This is a genomic window from Vibrio neptunius (assembly GCF_000967495.1).
Taxonomy (GTDB): Bacteria; Pseudomonadota; Gammaproteobacteria; order Enterobacterales; family Vibrionaceae; genus Vibrio; species Vibrio neptunius.
Map to the genome: position 1 here is coordinate 1 of NZ_JXXU01000085.1, position 13,844 is coordinate 13,844.

At 45.1% G+C, this 13,844-nt stretch carries 10 protein-coding genes; 2 read left to right on the forward strand and 8 right to left on the reverse strand.

Annotation, left to right across the window (positions count from 1 at the left end):
* Positions 1-262: 262 nt before the first annotated feature.
* The 3 genes from TW84_RS21680 to TW84_RS21690 all read right to left on the reverse strand — a co-directional run bounded on the left by TW84_RS21680 (position 263) and on the right by TW84_RS21690 (position 3,819).
* Positions 263-1,033, reverse strand: coding sequence for an ABC transporter permease (locus TW84_RS21680; RefSeq protein ID WP_045977696.1), 771 nt, complete (start codon positions 1,031-1,033; stop codon positions 263-265).
* 1 nt (position 1,034) lies between these two features.
* Positions 1,035-1,949: an ABC transporter ATP-binding protein gene (locus TW84_RS21685; RefSeq protein WP_045977697.1), complete on the reverse strand. Its 915-nt coding sequence runs from the start codon at positions 1,947-1,949 to the stop codon at positions 1,035-1,037.
* Between the two features lie 199 nt (positions 1,950-2,148).
* Positions 2,149-3,819, reverse strand: a complete 1,671-nt coding sequence (locus tag TW84_RS21690) for a SulP family inorganic anion transporter (RefSeq protein WP_045977698.1) — start codon at positions 3,817-3,819, stop codon at positions 2,149-2,151.
* 335 nt (positions 3,820-4,154) lie between these two features.
* On the opposite strand from TW84_RS21690, the gene can reads away from it, so the two are divergent.
* On the forward strand, positions 4,155-4,814 hold the full coding sequence (gene can / locus TW84_RS21695) for a carbonate dehydratase (RefSeq protein ID WP_045977699.1): 660 nt from the start codon (positions 4,155-4,157) through the stop codon (positions 4,812-4,814).
* Positions 4,815-4,872: 58 nt separating this feature from the next.
* Here the strand turns inward: can and hpt are convergent, their stop codons facing one another.
* Positions 4,873-5,403, reverse strand: a complete 531-nt coding sequence (hpt, locus tag TW84_RS21700) for a hypoxanthine phosphoribosyltransferase (protein ID WP_045977700.1) — start codon at positions 5,401-5,403, stop codon at positions 4,873-4,875.
* Between the two features lie 306 nt (positions 5,404-5,709).
* Here hpt and TW84_RS21705 point away from each other — a divergent pair, with 306 nt between their 5' ends.
* On the forward strand, positions 5,710-6,315 hold the full coding sequence (locus TW84_RS21705; RefSeq protein ID WP_045977701.1) for a LuxR/HapR/OpaR family quorum-sensing transcriptional regulator: 606 nt from the start codon (positions 5,710-5,712) through the stop codon (positions 6,313-6,315).
* Positions 6,316-6,433: 118 nt separating this feature from the next.
* Here the strand turns inward: TW84_RS21705 and lpdA are convergent, their stop codons facing one another.
* From lpdA to pdhR, 4 genes are all read right to left on the reverse strand, one after another.
* Positions 6,434-7,864, reverse strand: coding sequence for a dihydrolipoyl dehydrogenase (gene lpdA / locus TW84_RS21710; RefSeq protein WP_045977702.1), 1,431 nt, complete (start codon positions 7,862-7,864; stop codon positions 6,434-6,436).
* 255 nt (positions 7,865-8,119) lie between these two features.
* On the reverse strand, positions 8,120-10,024 hold the full coding sequence (gene aceF / locus TW84_RS21715; RefSeq protein ID WP_045977703.1) for a pyruvate dehydrogenase complex dihydrolipoyllysine-residue acetyltransferase: 1,905 nt from the start codon (positions 10,022-10,024) through the stop codon (positions 8,120-8,122).
* 19 nt (positions 10,025-10,043) lie between these two features.
* Entirely contained in the window at positions 10,044-12,707 is a 2,664-nt protein-coding gene (gene aceE / locus TW84_RS21720; RefSeq protein ID WP_045977704.1) for a pyruvate dehydrogenase (acetyl-transferring), homodimeric type, read from the reverse strand.
* Between the two features lie 49 nt (positions 12,708-12,756).
* Positions 12,757-13,524 (reverse strand): pyruvate dehydrogenase complex transcriptional repressor PdhR, encoded by a 768-nt coding sequence (gene pdhR / locus TW84_RS21725; RefSeq protein ID WP_006958126.1) that lies wholly within the window; start codon positions 13,522-13,524, stop codon positions 12,757-12,759.
* Positions 13,525-13,844 lie beyond the last annotated feature (320 nt).

Consider the following 13,844-nt stretch of genomic DNA (forward strand, 5'->3'; position numbering starts at 1 on the left):
CGAGAAGCGAGAAGCGAGAAAAGTTTGAAGGGTTGATATGAAAGTATCAACCCTTTTTGTTTTTATGGTCATCCTCAAGAGTAAGGAACGAACGAGTTGGGGATCTCATCAAGCTACCGACTACTCGATGTAAGAGATTCCCTACTCCTTCCTTCGTCAGTCTAGGGAATGACAATTAATCCCGAAGGGCGAAGCCCGCTCCCGTTTCCAAAAGCGAAGCGATCCCGCTCTCCATAGGACGAAGTCCGTTCCCAGCAAACTGCTAGCTACGCAATCCTATCCCACAAGTCACTAGGTAATGGGCTACTGTATACAAAGCAACGACAAACACACCCAGAACACCGAATGACGTCATAATACCCACGTCCGATACCCCGAGAAAACCGTATCTGAACGCATTTACCATATAAACAATGGGGTTTATTTTCGACACACCTTGCCAAAATTCAGGTAGCAGACTTATTGAGTAAAACACACCACCCAGATAAGTCAGTGGCGTCAGGACAAATGTCGGAATAATAGAGATATCATCATAAGTCTTCGCATAAACTGCATTGATTAAGCCGCCTAGTGAGAACACAACTGAAGTCATGAATACCGTTGCGAATATAATTCCCCAGTGATCAACTTGCAGGTCAACAAAGAATAGTGAAACAAAAGTCACAATAATTCCGACCAGTAAGCCCCGTACCACTCCTCCCATGACAAAGCCAAGAATAATGACATAGTTTGGTACAGGAGCTACGAGCAGCTCTTCAATGTTTTTCTGAAATTTAGCACTGAAAAATGATGATGCGACATTTGAATAAGAGTTAGTGATAACCGACATCATGATAAGACCAGGCACGATATATTCCATGTAGCTGAAGCCATTCATATCTCCAATTCTTGAACCGATCAAGCTACCAAAAATAATGAAATACAACGTCATTGTGATGGCTGGTGGAACCAAAGTCTGAACCCAAATGCGAGTAAAGCGATTAACTTCTTTCGTCAGCAAACTGCGAAAGGCCGTCCAATATAGGCGATACATATTACTGACCTCCCTCACGGACAATATTGACAAACAGCTCTTCCAATCGGTTTGCTTTATTGCGCATCGACAACACCTTTACTCCCAACTCTGTTAGCTGACTGAAAATACTATTGAGCCCCTGAGTTTTCTCAATTTCAATCTCAAGCGAACCATTAACCACACTTTGACTGTTTACACCTTTCAACAGAGGGACCTCGACGCCTTCCTCTAAATCAAAAATAAAAGTTTCTACATGTAGCTTACTTAGTAGGTGTTTCATCGTGGTGTTTTCTATTAACTCACCTTTGCTGATGATACCTATGTTACGACATAGCATTTCAGCTTCTTCAAGGTAATGGGTCGTCAAAATGATCGTGATACCTTCTTGGTTAATCTCTTTAAGAAACTCCCACATAGAACGGCGCAGTTCAATATCGACGCCTGCCGTCGGTTCATCCAGAATCAATAACTTAGGCTCATGGACTAAGGCGCGGGCAATCATCAGACGACGCTTCATTCCTCCAGATAAGTTTCGTGCGCGTTCGTTACGTTTTTCCCACAAATCAAGCTTGGTTAAATACTTTTCGGCTCTTTGCTTCGCTAAAGTGCGTGACACCCCATAGTATCCAGCCTGTTGCAAAACAATTTGCTCAACGGTTTCAAATTGATTGAAGTTAAACTCCTGCGGGACTAAACCTAGGTGTTGCTTAGCCAGCTCTAGATCTTTGTCAGTGTCATAACCAAATACTCTAACCTTGCCAGAAGTCTTATTGACCAGAGAGGAGATCACACCAATAGTCGTCGACTTACCGGCACCGTTAGGCCCCAATAAGGCATAAAAGTCGCCTTTGGCGACATTGAGGCTAATACCCTTCAGCGCCTCAAATCCCCCCGCATAGGTTTTGCGAAGTTGTTCAATTTCTAATGCATACATAGTTTTCAGTGTAATTATTGGTTTGTGCGGATGTGGGTAACGTGCGTATGCCGTTAGAGAGCCACGAGTGTAATTCAGTTTATCGTTGAATGACGATGAATACAATTACACGATTCGATTTATTTGGAAATATGAAATGCTGTAACCCTACTGCAAAAACGCCGCTGAGAGTCAGCGGCGTGAGTAGGTATTTGTCAGTCTATACTGCTTGGAACTGATGCTCATCACTCTCGACATGCTTCAACGCCGCTTTGAGCGCCTCGTAACGAAATTTATATGTATTTTCTTGAGGTACTAAATCAATAACATGGAATTTTTCCAATTGTTGGCGGGTGCTTTCATTCGGGCACAACAAATAAACTTGGCAATTCGCGTCAAGAGCATCTTTAATCGCATTTTCTAGCGCGAGCCCGACCGTCACATCAATCATGGGCACGTCAGTCAGGTCTAGGATCATCACCTCGTAATCAGAAATACTACTGTGCTGGCGTGAGATGGCTTTCGAAACACTAAAAATCATCGGCCCAGACAAATAGAAAAACAGTACTTTGTCATTGGCTCTATCTAACAGAGCTCTTTCACTGTCTGTCAAAGGAACATCATTTTCATCCGCATCACTGATGGCTTTGACCTGTCGAGCTTGTTCACGACTCAAACGTTCAATAATGATGATATTAGAAATGAAAACGCCAAGTCCCACAGCCACGATAAGATCCACAAACACTGTCAACAGCATGACACCATACATGACCGCCATCCCCGCAAAGCTCACTTTATGCGCTCGTTGGATGAAGCTCCAGTCAAGTATATTGAAGCCAACGTACACAGCTATACCCGCCAATACCGCCATAGGAATAGGCTCGGTCAAACCTCCAGCGACCAACACCACTAAAGCGAGCATTAAAGCACGGATCACCCCCGATAGTGGTGAACGAGCCCCTACCTGAATATTTGTCACGGTCCCCATCGTAGCACCAGCCCCCGGCAGTGCACCAAAAAGACCTGAGACCATGTTCGCTAAGCCTTGACCGCGAAGTTCTTTATCTGAGTTGTGTTCTTTACGAGTCAGTGAGTCGCCAATGACAGCAGTCAGCAGCGTATCGATACACCCCAGTGTTCCCAATACCAGCGCATCGATGACCATCTCGGTGAACATAGAAGAATCAATGTGCGGAATCACTAGAGATGGCAAGCCCGCTGGAATTTCACCAATACGACGAATATCTTCAGTGTCAAACACAACGATAGATAAGAGGGTAACGGCAATTAATGCCACTAGCTGAGCGGGTACGTATTTGCGGTATTTTTTTGGAAAGAAAAACAAAATTCCCAGTGTCAGGAGGCCGAGAAATAGCTCACTGAACTTCATATTGGCAACCGTTTCAGGGAAAGCGGATAAGGTGCCTAATACACCGCCAGAAGGAGCGGCATGACCAAGCAGTGGCGACAACTGAAGAATAATCAAGATGACACCTATCCCTGACATAAAGCCAGAAATCACACTGTATGGCATCAAGGTAACATACTTTCCGAGCTTCAATGTTCCTAGTAAGATCTGAAAAGCACCGGCCATCATCACAACCGTAAAAGTCATCGCCATGCCAGTCTCGGGGTATTTAGCCATCATACTAGTAAGCACAGCGGTCATAATCACTGTCATTGGGCCTGTAGGCTCTGAAATCAGTGAGTTTGAACCACCGAATAGAGAAGCAAATAAACCGACCAAGATCGCGCCCCAAAGTCCGGCTTCAGCGCCGGCTCCCGAAGCGACCCCAAAAGCTAGCGCTAATGGTAACGAAATAATAGCGGTGGTCACTCCACCAAAGGCATCACCTTTCAGATTAATATCTTCAAAACGATTTCCAAACACAATCCGGCTCCACTGCTTAATTAATGCGATTTTGATACTCGAAGAGGTAATGAGTCGTGAATACCCTCATTAAAAGTAATAAATTAGACTAAATTTGCTGACATCTTCGTTGATATACCAACTAAAAAGCAACTTTAGCAAATATACCTAACTCGCGTTAGTACGATCACAGCCTCATCAAACACACTTTATAACTCTTTGTTAGATTCACTCCTAAGTTTATGATTTTTAGCGATGAAACACGTCAGATGAGTGCTTTTTTACACAGTTTTGACAGGAATGAAATTGTAACATTGTGTATAGTAGCGAAAGAAATGTTTAGGATTGATTGTAAGATGCCGGAAATTAAACAGCTTTTTGAAAACAACTCAAAGTGGTCTGAATCCATTAAGGCTGAACGACCAGAGTACTTTGCAAAACTTGAAGAAGGCCAGAACCCAGGGTTCCTTTGGATCGGTTGCTCTGACAGTCGAGTGCCTGCCGAGCGCCTTACTGGACTGTATTCAGGCGAACTATTCGTTCATCGCAATGTTGCTAATCAGGTTATCCATACGGACCTTAATTGCTTATCAGTTGTCCAGTATGCTGTAGAAGTTCTGAAAGTGAAACACATCATCGTTTGTGGCCATTATGGCTGTGGTGGTGTTAACGCTGCTATTGATAACCCCCAATTGGGACTAATCAATAACTGGTTACTCCACATTCGCGATAATTACCTAAAATATAAGACGCAAATCGAATCGTTACCACGTGCCCAATGGGGCAATAAGCTATGCGAAATCAATGTCGCAGAGCAAGTCTATAACCTAGGTCACTCGACAATACTGCAAGGTGCATGGGAAAGAGGCCAAGAGGTTGAGATTCATGGCTTCGTCTACGGTATTGGCAATGGCAAACTGCAAGATTTAGGTGTTCGCTGCTCAAGCCGAGAAACGTTAGAAAGTCGCCACCAAGAGGCATTGGATAAGATTTTAACTTCTCCTGTACTTGGCTAAACAACAAAAGACCCGCGAAATAGCGGGTCTTTTTACATTTGTCTAAGGAAAAACATGGCTATTCTTGAGGAACTACTTTACCAATGTAAGGAAGGTGACGATACTTCTGCGCATAATCAATACCCACCCCAACAACAAACTCATCGGGAATAGCAAACCCAATCCAATCAACCGGAACTTCAACTTCACGGCGTGACGGCTTATCGAGCAAAGTGCAGATAGCGATAGATTTGGGTTCACGCAAAGAAAGGATCTCTTTGATTTTGTTTAGTGTGTTGCCCGTATCAATAATATCTTCAATGATTAGAACATCTTTACCTTTAATATCATCATCCAGATCTTTAAGAATGCGGACATCGCGAGAGCTTTCCATCGTGTTGCCGTAACTAGAAGCCGTCATGAAATCTACTTGATGCGTTAGTTCAATCTTTCGAGCCAAGTCTGCCATAAAGACAAATGAGCCACGTAACAAACCAACCAGCACTAAATCTTCGCTGCCTTGATAGTGAAGGGTAATGGCTTTACCCAGTTCACTTACGCGTTCCTGAACCTCTTGCTCAGAAATCATTACTTCTACTGTATGTTTCATACCAATCTCGTTCTCTGCATTAACGATAGTTCACTAAACATTAGTTTAGATCCCGTCAGATGATCTTAAGCACGTAGTTTATCACCACTATGTAGCAGGAGAAACGTTTGCTTGATTAAAGGCTGCAATAAACATATGCAACTACATGATCAGAAGCACGGTATTAATAAAAATGATTATTAAATAAACTGAAATCGTTGACCTAATTCATATGCACCATTACACTCATTACTGCGAAAGCAATAATAAAATACTAATTAGGGCAAAAGCCCACATATACAACTCAATTGGCAAGGAAATATAACTATGGATTCTATAGCTAAGAGACCGCGTACGCGTCTTTCACCACAAAAACGTAAACAGCAGCTGATGGAAATCGCACTAGAGGTGTTTGCAAGACGTGGTATTGGACGTGGTGGTCACGCTGACATCGCAGAAATCGCACAGGTTTCTGTTGCGACTGTGTTTAACTACTTCCCAACCCGAGAAGATCTGGTTGATGATGTACTTAACTACGTAGTTCGTCAGTTCTCAAACTTCCTATCAGATAATATCGATCTTGATATTCATGCAAAAGAAAACCTACGTAACCTGACTTCGGCAATGGTTGATCTTGTTGTCAATGACTGTCACTGGTTGAAAGTTTGGTTTGAGTGGAGTGCATCGACTCGTGACGAAGTATGGCCATTGTTTGTGACAACAAACCGTACTAATCAATTGTTGGTCCAAAACATGTTTGTCAAAGCCATCGAGCGTGGTGAAGTGTGCGATGATCATGACCCAGCAGACCTAGCGACACTATTCCACGGCATCTGCTACTCACTGTTTGTTCAGGCTAACCGTACTCAAGATGATGAGTCTGTAAACCGCCTGACACAAAGCTACCTAGATATGCTTTGCATCTACAAGTAGATTAACCAGTGTCATTGTAAAGCCGGGGTTTCACCCGGCTTTTTTATGTCTGCAAACACCCTAAAATAAAAAAGCCGCTGAGTAATCAGCGGCTTTTGTTATTCAGTCTTCAGAGAAATTATTTTTTCTTTTTAACTGCTTTTTTGTTTGGAAGGTCAGTGATAGAACCTTCGAATACTTCAGCAGCTAGGCCGACAGACTCATGTAGAGTTGGGTGAGCGTGGATAGTCAGCGCGATATCTTCTGCATCACAACCCATCTCGATAGCTAGACCGATTTCACCGAGTAGTTCACCACCGTTAGTACCAACGATCGCACCACCAATAACACGGTGAGTCTCTTTGTCGAAGATAAGCTTAGTCATACCGTCTGCGCAGTCAGAGGCGATTGCACGACCTGATGCAGCCCAAGGGAAAGTTGCCACTTCGTACTTGATGCCTTCTTCCTTCGCTTCTTTCTCAGTCTTACCAACCCATGCCACTTCTGGCTCAGTGTAAGCAATTGAAGGGATAACCTTAGGATCAAAGTAGTGCTTCTTACCAGCAATAACTTCAGCGGCAACGTGGCCTTCATGCACACCTTTGTGCGCCAGCATTGGTTGACCAACGATATCACCGATAGCAAAGATATGAGGTACATTTGTACGAAGCTGCTTGTCTACATTGATGAAGCCACGCTCATCAATTTCTAGACCTGCTTTCTCACCATCGATAAGTTTACCATTTGGTACACGGCCGATAGCGACTAGAACGGCATCATAGCGCTCTGCATCAGCAGGTGCTTTCTTGCCTTCCATTGATACATAAATACCGTCTTCTTTCGCCTCAACTGCTGTCACTTTCGTTTCTAGCATTAGGCTGAACTTATCCTTCACACGCTTGGTGTAAACTTTAACGATATCTTTATCTGCCGCAGGAATAACCTGGTCGAACATCTCAACAACGTCAACTTTAGAACCTAGAGACTGGTATACCGTTCCCATTTCTAGACCGATGATACCACCGCCCATGATGAGTAGTTTTTCAGGAACTTCTTTCAGTTCGAGTGCGTCAGTAGAATCCCAAATTCGTGGATCTTCATGCGGGATGAATGGCAGTTTGATAGGGCGAGAACCAGCAGCAACAATCGCGTTATCAAAGTTTACTGTTGTTGCCTCACCTTCTCCTTCAACAAGGATAGAGTTAGGGCCAGTAAATTTACCGTAACCATTAACAACAGTCACATTACGCATCTTAGCCATACCGCTAAGACCACCAGTCAGTTGATTAACAACTTTCTCTTTCCAGATACGAATTTTGCTGATGTCAGTTTGCGGCTCACCGAACACAACGCCGTGATCTGCCATCGCTTTTGCTTCTTCAATTACTTTAGATACGTGAAGAAGTGCTTTAGATGGGATACAACCCACGTTTAGACATACACCGCCAAGAGTGCTGTAGCGCTCGATTAGTACAGTTTCAAGACCTAAGTCTGCACAACGGAAGGCAGCGGAGTAACCAGCAGGACCAGAACCAAGTACAACAACTTGGGCTTTAATTTCTTTGCTCATTTTGACCTCTTGTAGTCATTATCCCTAACAGGCTGAGTGGGTATTGATTCTTATGTTTAAGAGTGGTTAGTTTTAAACAATTATTTTCAGACCGCCAACAGTTTACAGAGATGTTAATGGTGTGAAAAGCAATTCCATTTAGCCTGTGAGCTAGCCAACAATTAAGTAAGGAAAACGTTCCCCTTGACTCATTGTCAGATGTTTCTATTAACAGAGGCGGCTAAAAAAGGCCGCCTCTCAATCATCTCAATTCAATTAAAGAACCAGACGACGGATATCTGATAGCGCTGCGTTCAAGAACGTGATGAAACGAGCACCTTCAGCACCATCAATCACACGGTGATCGTAAGATAGAGATAGTGGAAGCTGTAGACGTGGTTCGAACTCTTTACCGTTCCACACTGGCTTCATTTCAGACTTAGACACACCTAGGATACCGACTTCTGGTGCGTTTACGATTGGAGTGAACGCAGTACCGCCGATGCCACCTAGGCTTGAGATAGTGAAACAGCCACCTTGCATGTCAGCCGCAGTTAGCTTACCTGCACGTGCTTTCTTAGAAACAGCCATTAGCTCTTCAGATAGCTCGTAGATGCCTTTCTTATTCACATCTTTAAAGACAGGAACAACTAGGCCGTTAGGCGTATCGACTGCGATACCGATGTTGACGTATTTCTTCAGAATGATGCTTTCGCCATCTTCAGATAGAGAAGAGTTGAACGCAGGGAACGCTTCAAGCGCTTTAGCAGCAGCTTTCATGATGAACACAAGTGGCGTGATCTTCATACCTGTGTCTTTCTTCGCTTCGATAGCGTTCTGCTCTTTACGGAATGCTTCTAGCTCAGTGATATCAGCGTTGTCCCACTGTGTAACGTGAGGGATCATCACCCAGTTACGGTGTAGGTTTGCACCAGAAATCTTCTTGATCTTAGAAAGCTTCTGAACTTCAGTTTCACCAAACTTGCTGAAGTCAACTTTCGGCCAAGGCAGTAGACCAAGCGCTGCGCCGTCGCCTTTACCAGATGCTGCTGCACCTGCGCCAGACTCAAGACGCTTAAGTGCGTCTTTCACGTAGGCTTGAACGTCTTCTTTCAGGATACGGCTCTTACGGCCAGAACCTTTAACTTTAGACAGGTTAACGCCAAACTCACGCGCTAGACGGCGAACAACTGGAGATGCGTGTGCGTACTCGTTGTTCTCTTGGAAATCGCCAGTCGTTGCTGGAGCTGCTGCCGCTGGAGCTTCTGCTTTAGGAGCTGCTGCAGGTGCCGCCGCTTGAGCTGGAGCCACTGCAGGTGCAGGTGCTGCACCCGCCACTTCGAAGACCATGATTAGCGAGCCAGTAGACACTTTGTCGCCTGCTGCAATCTTGATCTCTTTAACTGTACCAGCAAACGGAGCAGGAACTTCCATTGAAGCTTTGTCACCTTCAACAGTGATTAGAGATTGCTCTTCTTCCACTGTATCGCCAACTGCAACCATGATCTCAGTTACTTCAACTTCGTCACCGCCGATATCAGGAACGTTCACTTCTTTCGCTGCTGATGCTGCTGGAGCCGCTGCAACTGGAGCTTCGACTGCTGCAGGTGCCGCTGGAGCGCCAGAACCTGCTACTTCGAATACCATGATTAGTGAGCCAGTCGTTACTTTATCGCCTGCTGCTACTTTGATTTCTTTTAGTGTACCAGCGAATGGTGCAGGTACTTCCATAGAAGCTTTGTCGCCTTCAACCGTTAGAAGAGATTGCTCTTCTTCAATGCTGTCGCCCACTGCAACCATGATTTCAGTCACTTCAACTTCATCGCCACCAATATCTGGTACGTGAACTTCTTTAAGCTCTGCCGCTGCTGCTGGAGCTGGAGCCGCTGCTGGAGCTGCTTCTGCCGCAGGAGCAGGTGCAGCGTCAGCTGCACCCTCGGCTTCGGCATTATCTTCAACGAACAGCATGATTAGAGAACCAGTAGAAACTGAGTCGCCTTCTGCAACTTTAATTTCTTTAACGATACCCGCTTGAGATGCAGGAACTTCCATAGAAGCCTTATCGCCTTCAACTGTGATCAGAGACTGCTCTTCTTCAACCTTGTCGCCAACGCTTACAAGAATTTCAGTAACTTCAACCTCATCCGCACCGATGTCTGGTACATTAATTTCGATTGCCATTTCTTATTTACCTTCTCAATTAAGCGTATAGCGGGTTAGTTTTTTCTGTGTCGATGTCGAACTTAGCAATCGCTTCAATGACTACTGACTTCTCAACATCACCACGCTTAGCCAGTTCACTTAACGCTGCTACAACAACGTAACCTGCGTTCACTTCGAAGTGACGACGTAGGTTTTCGCGGCTGTCTGAACGACCAAAACCATCAGTACCCAGTACTTTGTAAGACTCAGAAGGCATGAACGCGCGAACTTGCTCTGCGTAGTTCTTCATGTAGTCAGTCGCTGCGATTGCTGGCTCGCTGCCCATCACTTGTGTGATGTAAGGCACTTTTGCGTCAGCTTCTGGGTGTAGCATGTTGTCACGCTCTACCGCTTGGCCGTCGCGAGTCAGTTCGTTGAATGACGTTACAGAGAACACGTCAGACGCGATGCCGTACTCTTCGCTTAGGATAGTCGCTGCTTTACGTACTTCGTTCATGATAGTACCAGAGCCCATTAGCTGAACTTTAGACTTGTCACCTGCGTAAGACTCAAGCTTGTAGATACCCTTACGAATGCCTTCTTCAGCGCCTTCAGGCATTGCTGGCATTGCGTAGTTTTCGTTCATTACCGTTAGGTAGTAGAACACGTTCTCTTGGTTCTCACCGTACATGCGACGGATACCGTCTTGCATGATTACCGCAACTTCGTACGCGAATGTTGGGTCGTAAGAGATACAATTAGGAACTGTGTTCGCCATGATGTGTGAGTGACCGTCTTCGTGCTGTAGACCTTCACCGTTTAGCGTTGTACGACCAGCAGTAGCACCTAGTAGGAAACCACGAGCTTGTTGGTCACCCGCCATCCATGCCATATCGCCTACACGTTGGAAACCAAACATTGAGTAGTAGATGTAGAATGGAATCATTGGCAGATCGTTTGTGCTGTAAGAAGTAGCAGCAGCAACCCAAGATGCCATAGAGCCTAGCTCGTTGATACCTTCTTGTAGTACCTGACCAGATGTTGCTTCTTTGTAGTAAGAAACAATGCCTTTATCTTCTGGTGTGTATTCCTGACCGTGCGGGTTGTAGATACCGATCTGACGGAATAGACCTTCCATACCGAACGTACGTGCTTCGTCACAGATGATAGGAACGATGTTCTTACCAATGTTCTTGTTCTTAAGCAGGATGTTAAGAGTACGAACGTAAGCCATAGTTGTTGAGATATCACGCTTCTGCTCACTTAGTAGCGGCGCGAACTCTTCTAGCTCAGGTACTTTGAATTCTTGAGTAAAGTTAGGCAGACGCTGTGGCGTGTAACCTTTTAGCTCTTTACGACGAGCGTGTAGGTATTCGTATTCCGCTGAACCTTCTTCAAGTTTCAGGTACGGAAGTTCTTTAACCGCTTCGTCAGTTAGGATGTCTTGAAGACCTAGACGATCACGTAGGTGTAGTACGTGAGTCATGTCCATCTTCTTAACTTGGTGCGCGATGTTCTTACCTTCAGCCGCTTCACCCATGCCGTAACCTTTAACAGTCTTAGCTAGGATTACTGTTGGACGACCTTTAGTTTCTGACGCGTTTTTGTATGCTGCGTATAGCTTAGAAGACTCGTGACCACCACGCTTAAGCGCGAAGATTTCGTCATCTGTCATGTCTGCAACGAGTGCAGCTGTCTCTGGGTATTTACCAAAGAAGTGTTCACGTACGTAAGCACCGTCTTTTGATTTAAATGTTTGGTAGTCACCGTCGATAGTTTCGTTCATTAGCTGTAGAAGCTTGCCAGACGTATCTTTAGCAAGTAGTGCATCCCAGTTGCTACCCCAGATAACTTTAACAACGTTCCAGCCTGCACCTTTAAATAGGCCTTCTAGCTCTTGGATGATGCTACCGTTACCCATTACAGGGCCGTCTAGACGCTGTAGGTTACAGTTCACTAGGAAACATAGGTTGTCTAGCTTCTCACGCGCTGCGAAAGACAGTGAACCACGTGATTCTGGCTCATCCATCTCACCGTCACCTAGGAACGCGTATACACGTTGAGCTGTCGTATCTTTCAGACCACGACCGTCAAGGTACTTAAGGAAACGCGCTTGGTAGATCGCAGAGATTGGGCCTAGACCCATAGATACTGTTGGGAACTGCCAGAACTCAGGCATCAGTTTAGGGTGCGGGTATGATGGGATACCTTTGCCATCTACTTCTTGACGGAAGTTGTCTAGCTGCTCTTCAGTTAGACGGCCTTCAACGAATGCACGAGAGTAGATACCTGGTGAGATGTGACCTTGGTAGTACACTAGATCGCCACCGTCCGTCTCATTTGGAGCACGGAAGAAGTGGTTGAAACATACTTCGTAGAATGCAGCAGAAGACTGGAAAGACGCCATGTGGCCGCCTAGCTCTAGGTCTTTCTTAGATGCACGTAGAACGATCATGATTGCGTTCCAGCGGATGATGGAACGAATACGGCGCTCAAGTGTTGTGTCACCTGGGTAAGCTGGTTCTTGATCTGCAGGAATCGTGTTGATGTAGTTGGTTGTGATTCCAGTTGGCATGTCAACACCGTCTAGACGTGCTTTGTCCAGAACTTGCTCTAGTAGGAACTGAGCACGCTCTACACCTTCTTCACGTACAACTGACTCAAGGGCTTGTAGCCATTCTTGAGTTTCCAGTGCGTCTACGTCATGCTTCATATCAGACATGGCGATCTATCCTTCTGTTGGTTGGATCTACTTATTTAAGTAACGCTCTTTACGAGTCGTTACCCTGCTGAATTCGACGCAAAGATCGCTCACGGCGAGACTCTTCACGACTCAAATCCAACAATGTTTCTTCAATATAAGCTAAGTGTGAGTGCGACATTTCACGCGCCTTTTCTGGCTGACCAGAAACGATCGCATCAACGATATTAGCTCGGTGTTTACTTACTTTTTCCACCACTTCATCGCGGCGATGTAAGAGCTTAAGATTCTGAAGGACGTTTTGCTCCAGCAAAGGGGCCAAACTGCGAACGATATGAAGCAGGACAACGTTGTGCGCCGCTTCAGTCAAAGCGATCAGAAACTGCATAACTGCAGCCGCTTCTGCTTCAACATTTTTCTTCGTTTGCTCTTCGCTGATGTTTTTCAGGCAAGCCTGAATACGGGCAAAGTCCTCATCGGTGCCACGAACTGCTGCAAAATAAGCAGAGATACCTTCCATCGCATGGCGCGTTTCCAGTAAATCGAGCTGTGTTTCCGAATGGCTAGACAATAAATTTAGCAGAGGATCTGAAAAACTCGTCCAGATATTCTCGCTAACAAATGTGCCACCACCCTGGCGACGAGTAAGAAGACGTTTAGCTTCGAGGCGTTGAATTGCTTCACGGATTGAAGGACGAGACACATCAAACTGCTTTGCCAGTTCGCGCTCTGGTGGCAGCTGCTGCCCCGGAGACAATGTTCCTTCCACAATCAGCCGTTCTAACTCTTGTTCAATTACATCAGAGAGTTTTGGCTGACGAATCCTTTGATAAGCCATAGTTGTTGTTCTTCTACTCTTTGCAGTCAATTGGTATTACCAATTTTAAGTTGGCGACGAAATTAACATAATTAAAACGCAAGTTCCAGTCAAAAATTGACCCAAATCATAGAACAAGCCATGCATCAACACTTTGATAACATTAGCTGATTAAAACAGCAATCAAATTGGTCTGACCAATTACAAAATATAAACAGATGGGAATAAGTCGTGCTAGCAAACACACTTTAATTGGTCAGTTTTAAAGGAATATGAACAGAATATGTCGTAACGAGATGGGAAGTTGCAGGATGTGGGATACGGGATGCGGGATGCGGGAT

Excerpts from the sequence above, each read along its gene's own strand:
- TW84_RS21685 (WP_045977697.1), bottom strand. The coding sequence starts at position 1,949 with ATGTATGCATTAGAAATTGAACAACTTCGCAAAACCTATGCGGGGGGA.
- lpdA (WP_045977702.1), bottom strand. The coding sequence starts at position 7,864 with ATGAGCAAAGAAATTAAAGCCCAAGTTGTTGTACTTGGTTCTGGTCCT.
- can (WP_045977699.1), top strand. The coding sequence starts at position 4,155 with ATGCCGGAAATTAAACAGCTTTTTGAAAACAACTCAAAGTGGTCTGAA.
- aceF (WP_045977703.1), bottom strand. The coding sequence starts at position 10,024 with ATGGCAATCGAAATTAATGTACCAGACATCGGTGCGGATGAGGTTGAA.
- aceE (WP_045977704.1), bottom strand. The coding sequence starts at position 12,707 with ATGTCTGATATGAAGCATGACGTAGACGCACTGGAAACTCAAGAATGG.
- TW84_RS21680 (WP_045977696.1), bottom strand. The coding sequence starts at position 1,033 with ATGTATCGCCTATATTGGACGGCCTTTCGCAGTTTGCTGACGAAAGAA.
- pdhR (WP_006958126.1), bottom strand. The coding sequence starts at position 13,524 with ATGGCTTATCAAAGGATTCGTCAGCCAAAACTCTCTGATGTAATTGAA.
- TW84_RS21705 (WP_045977701.1), top strand. The coding sequence starts at position 5,710 with ATGGATTCTATAGCTAAGAGACCGCGTACGCGTCTTTCACCACAAAAA.
- hpt (WP_045977700.1), bottom strand. The coding sequence starts at position 5,403 with ATGAAACATACAGTAGAAGTAATGATTTCTGAGCAAGAGGTTCAGGAA.